Raw genomic sequence first — 13,347 nt, forward strand, 5'->3', positions numbered from 1 at the left:
AACCGGCGAGCCCTTCTCGCGTGATGGGAAAAGCGCTCGGCTATACGAAACGGCAGGAACGCAACTAGCAGGCGTGGTGCCAAAGACACAGTCTTCCAGGAAAGAGTTGGGCGACCGGGCAGCCTGGCGATTTTGCGTAGACGAAGGGTGGTGCCGGGTTATCGTTATCGCAGACTAGTGCCTCCGCATACGAACTCTCGGCAAGGGCCATGGGGCCAAGAGGGGTGGCAGATGCGATCCGGCTTGGGATCTCGTTTTTTTTGGCAATATTCCTGTTTGCGCGTTGGGGCGGTGGCTGCGCTATTGGCGCTTTCCGCTCAAATGGCTCGCGCCGATGAAGGTGGCGTCAGCTTTTGGATACCTGGATTCTTCGGCAGCCTTGCCGCTACGCCTACGCAGCCGGGGTGGTCCTTAACCTCGATTTATTATCACACCTCGGTTTCCGCCGGCGGCGACGTGGCGCGGGCACGCGAGATCACGATCGGTCGTATCCCCGCGAATTTGAACGTCAACTTGAGCGCCAACGTCAATGCAAATGTGGATCTCGGCATAATGGGCGGGACCTACACTTTTGCGACACCGGTGCTGGGCGCGCAGGCTTCCGCCACCCTGCTCGGAATCTACGGCTCCAACTCCACGTCGCTGGCGGGATCGCTCACGGGGACGTTGACGACGCCGGGAGGCTCGATCCCCTTCTCGCGCTTCGACAGCATCGACAGCTCGCTCATTGCGTTTGGCGACCTGATCCCGATTTTCCAGCTGAAATGGAATGCCGGTGTCAACAACTTCATGACCTACATCACGGGCGACATGCCGGCCGGCGCCTATCAGTCGACCCGCCTTGCGAATTTGGGGATCGGGCACTGGGCGATCGACGCGGGCGGCGGCTACACCTATTTCGACCCGGCGACCGGGCACGAGGCTTCGGCGGTGCTCGGATTCACATACAACTTTATAAACCCTGCCACCCAATACCAGAGTGGTGTCGACATGCACCTCGACTGGGGCGTGTCGCAGTTCCTGACCAAGCAGTGGCAGATTGGTCTCGTGGGTTACCTTTATCAGGAGATCGGCTGCGACAGCGGCTCTGGCGATCGCGTCGGCTGCTTCCAGTCGCGGGTGGCCAGCGTCGGACCGCAGATCGGCTACATTTTCCCGGTCGGGGACATGCAGGGATATCTGAACCTCAAGGCCTACGGCGAATTCGCCAATGAAAATCGGCCGGCGGGCTGGAACGTCTGGTTGACATTCAATCTTTCGCCCGCGGCGTCCACGCCGCCGACATCCTCAAGGCCGAGGTTCACGAAATAGACGCATCGGTGTCAATGTCGCTCTTATTGTTGAGGGAGGTCCTGAAGAATTCAATTCTTGGAAGCATTGCCCTGATTTCCAATCCGTGTGATGGCGACCGTGCATGCCCCGGATGTGAGAGAGCTGCCGCTCAGTCGGGTAGCCCCGCCTGTTGCAGGCCATCGGCGAACAAGGCGAGATCGTTCGGCCGGCGGATGGGAAGCCAATCCGAAAGATTGCAAAGGCGCAGCGTGGGGTCGAGCTGGCGCAAATGATTCATCGCTCGCCGCGCCTTGTCCTGGCGCCCTGCGAGCGCATGGCTCGCGGCGAGGATACCGACGACCATCAGGAAGCTCGGCAAGCGTCTGAATGCGTTCTCCGCCAACGAAGACGCAGTATCAAAACGTCCCGCAAATAGATGCGCCATCGCCATTCCCGCCTGCATTCGATACATCTCGGGGTCGAGAGGGCTCAAACGCATCGCGCGCTCGAAGTACTCTGTTGCGCCGTCGGGTTCGCCGTTCCAAACTCTCAGGAAGCCGCCGAGGAACCAGCCAGACGCGAGATTTGGATTGAGCACGAGCGCCCTGTCGGTCAGGCCGATGCATCCGTCGAGATCGCCAGCGAGGTGGCCGAGCGCATGGCCGCTTCGCGTAAGCGCGACGGCATCGTCTTCGCCCAGCTCGATGGCCCGACGGGCCAATCGGGCTCCCTCGGCGATCTCCCGCGCTCGATCAGTCATCCAACCGTTGACCTTGCGCCAGAAATGGCACCACGCCGCCATTGCGTGGGCTGACGCGAAATCCGGATCAACCTGTAGCGCCTGATGGAATTGGCTCAGCGCCTCGTCAGTCGCATCCCTGGTTCCCCGATTCAAGTTCGCCCGTCCGCGGAGGTAGTAATCGTAGGCGTCGAGGCTGTCGGTCGGCTTGCGCCTTGCGCGCTCGATCTCGGCTTGCTCAATCTTCGGTGCGATCTCGCCTACGACGCGCGCCGTGACCTGGTCCTGCAGATCGAAGACATCTTTAAGTCCGCCGTCGAAACGCTCTGCCCAGAGATGTGCTCCGGTCTGGGCATCGATGAGCTGCGCTGTTATGCGAATCCGGTTGGCCGCCTTGCGCACGCTCCCTTCGAGAACATAGCGCACGCCGAGGTCACGGCCTACCTGTTTCACGTCAACGGCCACGCCTTTGTAGACAAAGGACGAATTGCGGGCGATCACGAAGAGCTGGCGAAATCGCGACAATGCGGTGATGATGTCTTCGACTATCCCGTCGGCAAAGTATTCCTGTTCAGGATCACCACTCATGTTCTGAAACGGGAGGACCGCAATCGACGGCTTGTCGGGCAGTGACAATCCGGGCGTGGCCGGTGTGGCAATTCCCTTTGCCGCGGCGGCACCTCCGAACTGCAGCGAATAGATGCGCATCGGCTCGGCGATGTTCTTGAGCTTGGTCTCACCAAGGTCGCTGATTGCGAGATCGAGCCGCGATTTCACCTGCCGGTAGGCATCCTCCGAAAGACATATGGCTCCGGGTTGAGCAACGCCCTCAAGGCGTGCGGCGATATTGACGCCGTCCCCCATCAGGTCGCCGTCACTTTCCTCGACAACATCACCGAGATGAATGCCGATGCGAAATACAATGCACCGCTCCGGCGGCACGCCGGCGTTGCGCTCAATCATTGAGCTCTGAATCTCGATGCCGCAACGAACGGCTTCGACGACGCTCCGGAATTCCACCAGGACTCCATCGCCGGTCCGCTTCACGGCGCGGCCCCTGTGGACGGCGATCGTCGGATCAATCAGGTCGCTTCGCAGTGTGCGCAGCCGTGCCAAGGTTCGCTCCTCGTCGGCGCCAGTCAATCGACTGAACCCGACGACATCTGCGGCGAGTATCACAGCAAGCTTTCTCGACTCAGTCATGCCCATGCCTCAGGGCTTGGAATAAGCCAATGCTCAGGGTTGCGCCCGATCGGTAAAAGACGGCGGACGGTCTATGCACGTGGAGCGCAACCCGGCACGAACGGAATTGGCGACGCGCTCTCGCTGGCCGCGCTGCGACCTGCGGCTGCTGGTCGCTGCGTGATTGCAAGGGAGCTTCCGAAATTCATCCAGGCCATGGCTTGTCTCCGTCCGCTATTGGCGTGGGTACCACGATAATCTAGCGAACCAGGCCTGCAGCCGCGCCAGAGCGATTGACGTACATACAGAGCGATTGCTGTTAACGAAAGCGTCGTCGCCAGTCGCTCGGGGTCTCGGCGGTCAACCGCCAACACCGGCTCGAGCAGTGAAGCCCGCGGCGAAGGCGGTCTGCGAGGCGGCAGTTCGCTCCAGAAGATCGCCAGGAGCGGCCAAGTCGGCTTCGCCTGCAATGCGCGCGAGCGTGGTGTGCGGAAGGTAGAGCTGAATGACATTCAAAGGCTGGTGAATATTTGTAAAAATGAGAAGCCGCACCCTTCAAGGGTCCTGCGCGAGATTGATCTATATCAAGCCTTGCTCTTGTAGGCGGCAAACACTGGGTGGCGGATAGTCATCCGTCTGTCGCCAACATGACGCGCCCGGCAGGCCGCGCCGACCCGAATGCGAGAACGGAATGCCAGATTGCACAAGGCGCCCCTTCGTCCTCATGGCGGCAATGCTGCTTGTTTTGATCGCGGTGGACAGCCCGCCGGTCCGCGCGCAGACGCTGAACGCCGTCAAGGAGCGCGGCACGCTCAATTGCGGCGTCGGGCAGGGATTGCTGGGCTTTTCGAGCCAAGACGACGGAGGCAACTGGAACGGCCTTGATGTCGATATCTGCCGTGCAGTCGCGGCCGCAATATTTGGCGATCCCTCCAAGGTGACATTCCTGCCGCTCGACGCCTCGACCCGCTTCGATGCGCTGCGATCAAGCAGGATCGACGTATTGTCGCGCAACTCGACCTGGACCATGTCGCGAGAGACCTCGCTTGGCCTGATGTTTACCGGCGTCGCCTATTATGACGGCCAAGGCTTTCTGCTGCGCCGGGAGGCGGGAATCGATACGGCCCTGCAGCTTGGCGGAAAGACGGTGTGCACCCAGACCGGAACGACCAGTGAGCTCAATCTGGCGGACTACTTCGGAGCCCACGACATGCCGCTGAATGTTCTGACATTCGGCACTGCTGAAGAGAGCCGCAAGGCTTATGAGGAACGCAGGTGCGAGGTGCTGACGAGCGACGTTTCCCAGCTCTATGCGGAGCGTCTCAAGCTCGCGGCGCCTGACAGCCATATCATCCTGCCGGAGGTCATCTCCAAGGAGCCGCTAGGGCCGGCGGTACGACAGGGCGACGATCAGTGGTTCAATCTGGTGAAATGGACGCTCTACTCGCTGATCAATGCCGAGGAACTCGGCGTCAAGTCGGCGACAATCGGCGACGCGCCGAAATCCGCCAATCCCGACATCCGGCGCCTGGCCGGAGCCGAAGGTGAATTCGGTCAGCAACTGGGCCTCGAGAAGGATTGGGCCGCGCGCGCGGTGCGGGCCGTCGGCAACTACGGCGAAATCTATGAGAGAAACGTCGGAACGCAGTCGCGCCTGAGCATCCCGCGCGGACTTAACGCGCTGTGGACGCGAGGCGGGATCCAGTACGCGCCTCCTGTCAGGTAGGGGCGACCCATGAACGTGGACTACTACTCGCTGTTGACCAAGGCCGTGGCAGGCAAGGATACAGTGGCGCGCGACCAGATCTACAGGGACGCCTACGATCTCATCAGGAGATCATCCCTTTCGCACGAGGCCGCATCGTCTCACGCTGCCGCGCTCGAAGACGCCGTCCGGCGGATCGAGGACGAGTTCGCCGCCGCCGACGTCAAATCGGCGGCTGACATTAACCGCGTCCTGTCGGAGGACAAAAAATGGAGGCCGCTGGTCATCGCCGCTTCCGCGGTGATTGCCATTCTCGCCCTGTCTGGCCTGATTTACGGATATGTCGCAAGCAAGGGCCCCACCGGCAGCCGCGTGTCGGCATCAGCGTCAAAGGCAGCGCGCGGACCAGACGACGCCGTCGCGGCAGATCTGAAGCCCGGAGTCGATGGCGGCTCTACGGGCGAAAAATTGCCCTTCGCGTATCAGCGTCAGGTGGTGTTTTATCGTACCACCATTGTCCCCGGATCGATCGTGGTCGATCGCGAAAACCGCTTTCTCTACCTGATCGATTCGAACAATTCGGCGCGTCGCTACGGCATCGGGGTCGCGCCGGAGTGCCTGAAGGGCGGCAGCTTCTTCCGCATCACCAACAAGCTCGAGTGGCCCGACTGGAAGACTCCCGGGGTGAGCATGACGGCCGCGGACACATTGCTTCCATCGACCGGCCGCCCTGGCAGCCCGCTGGGCGCTCGCGCGCTGCTGCTCGACAAGCCCGGCTTACTTATACACGGCACGAATTCGCCGACAACAATCGGCCATCTCGTCGCCTCCGGCTGCATCCGCCTGGTGAACGATGACGTCGAGGATCTGTACCGACGCGTTTCCCTGGATACGCGAGTCGTGTTCGTGAGCTAGCCGTCGGTATCCTCCGTTCGCGCAGGCAGGGAATGTTGATCCATGTCAAGCCTCAATGACGTGGCGCATCTAGATTGCTCGCGTGCCCATGGAGGATCGACATGAATAGAGCAAAACCTCGCGCATTGATCCGAATTACGGCAGCGGCGGCGTCGGTTGCCATACTTGCAGCAGTGAACAGCCGCGACGCTCGCGCCGATGATTCCGCAAGCCTGCTGAAGGCAATGACGGACTATACCGCTGCCCAGAAATCGATCACGGCGACGTTCGACAGCGACGTCGAGGTCATCACGCCCGATTTGCAAAAGATTCAGTTCGCCAGTTCCGGTCAATTGAGAATGGCGCGACCTGACAAGCTGCGCGTCAAGCGCACCGGCGGCTATGCCGATGTCGATCTGGTGTATGACGGGAAGCTCGTCTCGCTCTATGGCAACAACGCCAAGGCCTATGTACAGACGGAAGCGCCCGGCACGATCGATCAACTGGTCGACGCCATTCAGGCGAAGACGGGCGCAGCAATGCCGGGTACCGATCTGCTGCTCACCAATTCCTTCGACGTGCTGACGTCCGACGTCATCGAGGGCCGTCATATCGGGCAGGGCGTGGTCGATGGCGTTGAGTGCGAGCATCTTGCGTTTCGCGGACATGACACGGACTGGCAGATCTGGATCCAGACCGGCGCGCAGCCGATTCCGCGCAAATATGTGATCACCAGCAAGACCATTGCTGGCGCGCCGCAATACACGCTGCGGATCAAGGACTGGAAGACCGACCCGATCGCGGACGCGGACGCCTTTGCCTTCAAACCACCGGAGGGCGCAATGAAGGTCGGCCTAGACTCCGACGTCATGATCGAATTTGACGAAGTGCCTGCGGGCACAACCGCTGGAGCCAAGAAATGACCATCTCGCTTCGCAACACGTTTCTGCTTCTCACCGCCTTCACCGCCTTCTCGGGCGCTCTGCTTTGGAACGGCAAGAGCGATGTCGAACAAGGGCTGATTTCCACCTCGGAGGCACGGGTCGGGCGACCGCTGACGCCGATGAGCTATGCCGGCGTCGCGCGTCGGACCACGCGTCGCGCGGTCTATGGCACTGCGGCGGCCGCGGCAGCAGCAGGCGCCTATGCGGCGACGCCGGGCTGCGTGCAAGTGACGAACGCCTATGGCCAAGTCGTTACCAGATGCTGAGATCGCTGCTTGTGGTCGCGAGGCTGAAACCAAAGGGCGTGCTGCGGCATTGAGCCCGCGCTCCCTTTGCAGTTGTCGCATTGTCCCTTGGTACAATGACCATGGGGCCAATCATTGAGTAGGTTCTCCTCCCTTTGAATGCAAGCTTGGGCTGGGAGTGATCACTCCACGCGCCAAGATGCGCGCAATTGACGGAGGAATCGACTCATGTTTGTGCGCATCACCACGGACAGGACGCCTCGCCCCAATTCGCTCAGCGATCTGGGCATGACAAGCGGTTCAAACTCAATCGTCAGCCTAAGTGAATTCACTTACAAAAAAGGGACGGAAATCTTTGGCGAGAAAGAGCCTGCCGAGTACGTCTATCAAGTGAAATGCGGAGCGGTGCGAAGTTACAAACTGCTTTCCGACGGTCGGCGCCAGATCGGTGCGTTTCACCTGGCCGGCGATATTTTTGGGTTGGAGAACTGTGGGGCGCATCGATTTACTGCTGAAGCGGTCGTCGAGACCACTGTTCGCCTGATCAGACGGCAACGCCTTGAGCAAGTGGCCGAGACCGACGCAATTGTTTCGCGAAACCTGCTCAGCATGACGACGAGCAACCTTCAGCACGCGGAAAATCACATGCTGCTGCTGGGCCGAAAAACCTCGCTGGAGAAGGTGGCCGCCTTCTTGCTTGAAATGGACGGACGGCTGTCCGCCGCTGGCGTAATGGCCCTGCCAATGTCCCGCCTTGACATCGCCGATTACCTTGGCTTGAGGCTCGAAACCGTGTCGCGTGCGCTCTCTCGACTGCATGAGGCGCGCATCCTCGACTTCATCGGCCACAATCAACGCGAAATCGTGCTCCTCGACCGGCGGCGGCTTGCACGCTTCGACCTGCCAAGCTGAGAAAGCCTGAGTACCGTCGGAAGACAAAGCTTCCACTGATCGAAACCTGAGCTGCAATCATCAGTGGCCTCGCGATGCATGCAGCTCTACCGATGATGGGCGAGGCTCGTATTGCGCGACACCGAAGACCGCCAGGAAGACGGTCTTCGCATGCCTGCTTATTCTGTCACGAGAGTAGGGTTGGGATTACGGTCGAATGCCGTTCCTCTGCGCGCAAGCGCGGTAAGCGGAATAACCTGCCGCGTTTGCCGCGGCTGTGGCGCCGCTGGTCATGCTTCCGGCGCCAGCCGCGGCGGCCGCGTTCGCCTGCCTGAAGCATTCAGCTCGGATAGCATTGACATCTTTCTTCGGCGCCGCCTCCGCGCTGAAAGCACAACCCAGCACGAGAACGATCAACGCGAGAGTATTTAGCAATTTTGCACTTCTCATTACTAACCTCCCTGGTTTTGCTGGTTTACCTCCCAGCTTAGTATCAAAGTTCCTAGAGCTTTATCGGTTCCGATTGATCATGACCGAAGTCCAGATTCTTGTTTGACACGTTTCTTCATGCGAACCGGCATCCACTTCGCTCGACTACGCCATAGCGGACGCCTATGACTCCCAGGACTGTACTCACCCGCGTTCGAAGCTGAAAGGCGGCAGCAATGTCCATCGTCCCCGTTGCAACTTGAAATCCATCCACTGGGCAGCTACGTTCACGACCACTTTGTGACGTGGCCATTTCCGACGATTGGGGGCTTCCGATGATGCTCCGTGGTCTTTTGTCTGCAACGATTGTCGCCGTCTGCATCGCTTTTTCTGCTGCTGCCGAGTCGCTTCCAACCGCATCACTGGCGGAGGAGGTAGGCCTATCGGCGCAGCGCCTGAAAATACTCGATGCCGTCTTCCAGTCCGAAGTGGACAGCGGAAAAATACCGGGCGCCGTCCTTCTGATCGTGCGCGACGGCAAAGTAGCTCATTCCCGCGCATTTGGCTATCAGGATCGCGAGAAGCAGGTTGTCATGAAGCCGGATGCAATCTTCCGGATCGCCTCCATGACCAAACCGCTTGTCTCCGTCGCGGCCATGATGCTGGTCGAGGAGGGCAAGCTCCAGCTCATATCGCCGGTGTCGTCGGTTTTGCCCGAATTCAAGGACGTGAAAGTCGGCGTCGAGAAGGTCAATCAGGACACCGGCAAGCCTGAGCTCGCGCTGGCGCCCGCGCAGCGCGAAATGACGATCCAGGACTTGTTGCGCCATACGTCAGGACTGACCTACGGACAGTTCGGCGATTCATTGGTCAAGCAGGCCTATCGCAACGCAAACATCGGAGCGCCGGGCGACAACCTCGCGGCTGTCGTGAGCAAGCTATCGCAGTTGCCGCTCGCTTATCAGCCGGGCACGACGTTCGAATACGGTGCGTCGACGGACGTCCTCGGCCGTGTTGTCGAGGTCGTGTCGGGTATGGAACTGGATCGGTTCATCGCCGAGCGCATAACAAGGCCGCTCGGCATGCCGGACACCGGCTTCAACATAACCGAAGGGCAGATCGGCCGCGTCGCCGAACCGCAGGTTGACGCGGCGACCGGCAAGCGGCCACCCATGCGCGACCTGAGCGTGCCTGCCAGTTGGCTGTCCGGAGGAGGCGGCATGGTCTCCACCGCGGCGGATTACGCGCGCTTCTGTCAAATGCTTCTCAACGGCGGGGAATTCGATGGCGCCCGCATTCTCTCTCCGCGGACCGTGGCGTACATGACGACGGATCACTTGCCGCCTGGAACGGCCATAAGCCAGGCTGTACAGGGGTTGTTCGGTTCTCTCGTTCCAAGCCCCGCTCTTGGGCAAGGCTTTGGTCTCGGCTTCGCGGTTCGCACCGATGCCGGTCGCAATCCGATGCCGGGTTCGGCGGGAGAGTTCTACTGGACCGGGTCGTCAGGGACGACCTTTTGGGTCGATCCGAACGAGAAGCTGATCGCCGTCATGATGGTGCAGGTGTCGATAGGCCGGAGTGCCTACTACCGCTCGCTGATCCGAAACATGGTCTATCAAGCCTTCGCCAAGTGAGGGGCACCGGCACCGCGTCAAGCAAGAGTTGGAACGCGCCGGCGCGCGCGGGCGAAGCCGGGTCGAGCAAGGCCTGGCACAAACTGCACATCTCTTCCGCGCAGCCCTGAGTTATCCTCGACACTCCAACAGGCTTCAAGAAGAGCCGTCTCCGCGTGGGGCCAAGGCCACGCCATGGCCGGCGCGAGGCGACCACGAGCGGCATTGGTGCAGCATCCCGGCGTGAGGGAGAGCGCCTTGCCGGCGAGCTGCATTGCACGGCGCTGATCGCCGTCGTCGTGCAGCTCTTCGCGGAATGAATCAGAGAGCCGATTGAGGCGCCCCCGATGATCTCCAAGCCGGAAAACCCCTCCGTTCAAGCCGTATGGCAAGGTTTCGATCGCAAGGTGTTTCCTGAAGGGGCGACGATCTTCGCCGAAGGCGATATGGGAGCGGCCGCCTATATCCTGCTTCGTGGCGACGTCACGCTTCTCGCCGGGCCCGCCGACAAAAAGCGCACCTTGACCGAGTTGAAGCCCGGACAGATGTTCGGCGTGCATGCGCTCATGGCTGGAGCGCGGCGCGGGGCTACTGCTTTCACCAAGCAGGGATGCGAGGTGCTCACGGTGAGTGAGGACAAGCTCAAGCAGAAACTGGACGAGGCCGATCCGTTCGTCCGATACTGGGTCGACTATCTATCAAAACGTATCATCGAGCTGTCCGCGCAGTAGGACCACCGCGGAGGCGGTAGCTTACCATGCACTCCTCTCCGGCTCGCGAACCGCGCTTCACGCTGTTCGCTACAATCCTGACAATGTTTCTGTCCGCCGCTCTGCTCGTGGGGGTGGGAGTTACGATCACCGATTACGTTCAGAACCGCAGGAATGCCATCAGAGTTGCCGCCGATTCCTTCAAGGAGAGAATCGACCGGATCAATGAACGGCGTGTCGCATTTTTCGGGTCGCCCTTCCTGATCCTCGAGCAACTTCATGACGATCCCGTTTTTCGACAGGCAACCGGACCCAAGGACGCGGTGCTGAAATCGATCCTGTCCGGCCTGACGCTCAATCCGCAGATCTCCGCCGTGTATGTCGGCTACGAGAACGGGAACTACTTTCACGTCCTGTCGATCGCGGACACCGAAAAGTCCTTTGTCGAAAAATTGGGTGGCCCCCCGGCCACGCGATTCGCGATTCAGGAAATCCGCGCCGACAACGGCGCTCGCGCAAGGACCTGGAAATTTCTCGATGCCGCTGGCCGGCAGGTAGGGATGCTCGGCGATGAGATCGCAAGCTACGATCCCCGTCGCCGCGACTGGTATCGCGACGCGCGTGCGCAACCCGGGAAAGTGACTCGCACCACACCGTATGTCTTCGCAGCCACTTCGCAGTTAGGAATGACCCTGGCGAAGGCATTCGAGGGCGGCGTGGTCGGCGTCGACATCACGCTCGAGCGGCTGATGAGCTATATCCGATCGGTGAGGTCGAATGAAAATCAGCGCTTTGTGGCCTTTGACGACCAGAACCGTCTGCTGGCCCACTTCGATCCTGATCGAATGTTCAAGGCGTCCGGCGACGGCGACGCCAAGTCGGTCGAACTTGCAACGACCGCGGATCTCACGGACTCCGTGGTTCGGGAGGCGTTGAAAGTCTTCGCTCGCGACGGTGCCTACCAATCGGCAATTCTCGATGTTGGTGGCTCGGAATATATCGCCACGGTCCTGCATCAAGTCGCCAGGGACGGAGGCAACTTCTTCGTGCTCTATGCGGCTCCTCTCTCGGATTTCATGGGACCTCTGGCCCATGCCGCTGCACGAAGCATTCTGGCCGCACTGTCGGTCTTTGCCTTGGCCCTGCCGGCCATCATCTACTTCGCGCATTCGATTTCCAAACCGCTCAGCAGGCTTTCCCAAGAGGCGAAGCTGATCCAATCGTTCCAGCTTGCAGATCCCATCAAAATGGAATCGCGAGTGCATGAGGTTAACACGCTGATCAGATCGATGTCGGGCATGAAGGGAGCCATTCGGGAAGTTTCCAAATTCGTGCCAAAGGCGCTGGTCAGGGAGCTCCTGCAAAGCGAGCGCACAGTCGAGGTCGGCGGCGTGACGCGGCGCGTCAGCATGCTATTCAGCGACATCAGGGATTTCACCGATATCGCCGGGGGCATGCCGCCTGAAACGCTGATGATCAACCTGTCCGAATATTTTGAAGAGCTCGCATCCCTGATCATCAGGGAGAGCGGAACGGTCGACAAATACATCGGCGACGCGATATTCGCCTTCTGGAATGCGCCGCTTCCGGTCGCGCGACACGAACACGTGGCCTGTGCGACGGCCCTGAAATGCCGTGTCGCGTTGCGGCACCTGAACGAGCGCTGGGCCGAGCGAGGTTTGGTGCCGTGGCACACACGGTTCGGGGTTCACGTCGGCGAGGCGGTCCTTGGCAATGTCGGGTCATCCGACCGAATTGATTATACGGCGATCGGCGACACCGTGAACATCGCGTCCCGCCTGGAGGGGCTGAACAAGTATTATGGCAGCAGCATCCTTGCGAGCGGAGGCATCGCCGACGTCTGTTCAGATCAGTTCCTGTTCCGGCGGGTGGACCGCAGCCAGCCCAAGGGGGCCGGAAAGCCGGTGGATGTCTTCGAGCTTCTCGGCATGATTGAAGGCCCTGAGGAGAGCCGCGCCACGCCGGAAATGGCGCGGCTCGTCGAGGACTGGAATCGCGTCTACAAGGTGTATGCGAGCAGGGATTGGCTCCGCACGCTCGATGCGCTGCAGGAGTTTGCCGCCGGCCATCCCGACGATGTCGTGGCCGGAATCTATCTTTCCCGGGTGATCGGATTTGTGCTGGACCCTCCGCCCGACAATTGGGACGGCATCATCCACTTCAGCCAGAAATGAAGCCGCCCCTTACGTCGGAACACCGGCGCGCGATGAAATGAGGAAGAAAATCATCATCGCACTCTAGGCATGAGCCGGTTGTCCGGCCGAATGCGAACCACTGATTTGCCCGACGCAGCAAGCTCGCGCATGAAAAATATAGTGCTTCGGGTTTGACCCAAATCAGGTGTTGAATCCGCCCGTCTCACCCGATCGAGGGGCGCTTCGCGATCGTCACGGGTGTTGCGGTGAGATGCGGTGGACGCAGCGGCACACGAGACGAACGTGCCAAGGCGGACGGCGAAGTCGTGTGGTCCTGACGCCCCAGTGGCTGGTGTTAGGTTCTTGAGAAGCTCGCGCTTCGCAGGGATGACGGTGGCAACAAAGCCCGGTCTCACCGAGGAGAGCACGTATAAGCCGTAAAACCATCGCGCAGGGAAAGCCGGGTCGTTTCCGGTTACACCTGTGGTCCTACCCCGGTGCTTTTTGTTGCACCGGGCCCATGGGTGCAATCGGCACCCGGCTTTCCCTGCGCCCTCCTTGAAGTAA

The 13,347-nt window shown here is 60.4% G+C and carries 10 protein-coding genes and 1 pseudogene; 9 read left to right on the forward strand and 2 right to left on the reverse strand.

What is annotated here, in order from left to right:
- Positions 1–321 precede the first annotated feature (321 nt).
- Positions 322–1,311 (forward strand): transporter, encoded by a 990-nt coding sequence (locus JQ553_RS14700; RefSeq protein WP_249144310.1) that lies wholly within the window; start codon positions 322–324, stop codon positions 1,309–1,311.
- A 130-nt stretch (positions 1,312–1,441) separates the two neighbouring features.
- Here the strand turns inward: JQ553_RS14700 and JQ553_RS14705 are convergent, their stop codons facing one another.
- Complete coding sequence (locus JQ553_RS14705; RefSeq protein ID WP_212500671.1) at positions 1,442–3,214, reverse strand: adenylate/guanylate cyclase domain-containing protein; 1,773 nt, start codon at positions 3,212–3,214, stop codon at positions 1,442–1,444.
- 396 nt (positions 3,215–3,610) lie between these two features.
- Positions 3,611–3,724 (reverse strand): annotated as a pseudogene (locus tag JQ553_RS14710) (AraC family transcriptional regulator); the annotation flags it as partial.
- A 160-nt stretch (positions 3,725–3,884) separates the two neighbouring features.
- Between JQ553_RS14710 and JQ553_RS14715 the strand changes: the two are divergent.
- The 8 genes from JQ553_RS14715 to JQ553_RS14750 all read left to right on the forward strand — a co-directional run bounded on the left by JQ553_RS14715 (position 3,885) and on the right by JQ553_RS14750 (position 12,819).
- Positions 3,885–4,919: an amino acid ABC transporter substrate-binding protein gene (locus JQ553_RS14715; protein ID WP_409363063.1), complete on the forward strand. Its 1,035-nt coding sequence runs from the start codon at positions 3,885–3,887 to the stop codon at positions 4,917–4,919.
- A gap of 9 nt (positions 4,920–4,928) precedes the next feature.
- On the forward strand, positions 4,929–5,813 hold the full coding sequence (locus JQ553_RS14720; RefSeq protein ID WP_212500672.1) for a L,D-transpeptidase: 885 nt from the start codon (positions 4,929–4,931) through the stop codon (positions 5,811–5,813).
- A 101-nt stretch (positions 5,814–5,914) separates the two neighbouring features.
- Positions 5,915–6,715 carry a DUF2092 domain-containing protein gene (locus JQ553_RS14725; RefSeq protein WP_212500673.1) on the forward strand — a complete coding sequence of 267 codons (801 nt, stop codon included), beginning with the start codon at positions 5,915–5,917 and terminating at the stop codon, positions 6,713–6,715.
- On the forward strand, positions 6,712–7,002 hold the full coding sequence (locus JQ553_RS14730; RefSeq protein ID WP_212500674.1) for a hypothetical protein: 291 nt from the start codon (positions 6,712–6,714) through the stop codon (positions 7,000–7,002). The genes JQ553_RS14725 and JQ553_RS14730 overlap by 4 nt, the downstream gene beginning before the upstream one ends.
- 207 nt (positions 7,003–7,209) lie before the next feature.
- Complete coding sequence (locus tag JQ553_RS14735) at positions 7,210–7,893, forward strand: helix-turn-helix domain-containing protein (RefSeq protein WP_212500675.1); 684 nt, start codon at positions 7,210–7,212, stop codon at positions 7,891–7,893.
- A 713-nt stretch (positions 7,894–8,606) separates the two neighbouring features.
- Positions 8,607–9,935 carry a serine hydrolase gene (locus JQ553_RS14740; RefSeq protein ID WP_212500676.1) on the forward strand — a complete coding sequence of 443 codons (1,329 nt, stop codon included), beginning with the start codon at positions 8,607–8,609 and terminating at the stop codon, positions 9,933–9,935.
- A gap of 326 nt (positions 9,936–10,261) precedes the next feature.
- Positions 10,262–10,645, forward strand: a complete 384-nt coding sequence (locus JQ553_RS14745; protein ID WP_212500677.1) for a Crp/Fnr family transcriptional regulator — start codon at positions 10,262–10,264, stop codon at positions 10,643–10,645.
- A gap of 26 nt (positions 10,646–10,671) precedes the next feature.
- Complete coding sequence (locus tag JQ553_RS14750) at positions 10,672–12,819, forward strand: adenylate/guanylate cyclase domain-containing protein (protein ID WP_212500678.1); 2,148 nt, start codon at positions 10,672–10,674, stop codon at positions 12,817–12,819.
- Positions 12,820–13,347 lie beyond the last annotated feature (528 nt).

Source organism: Bradyrhizobium lablabi (assembly GCF_018131005.1).
Classification (GTDB): Bacteria; Pseudomonadota; Alphaproteobacteria; order Rhizobiales; family Xanthobacteraceae; genus Bradyrhizobium; species Bradyrhizobium lablabi_D.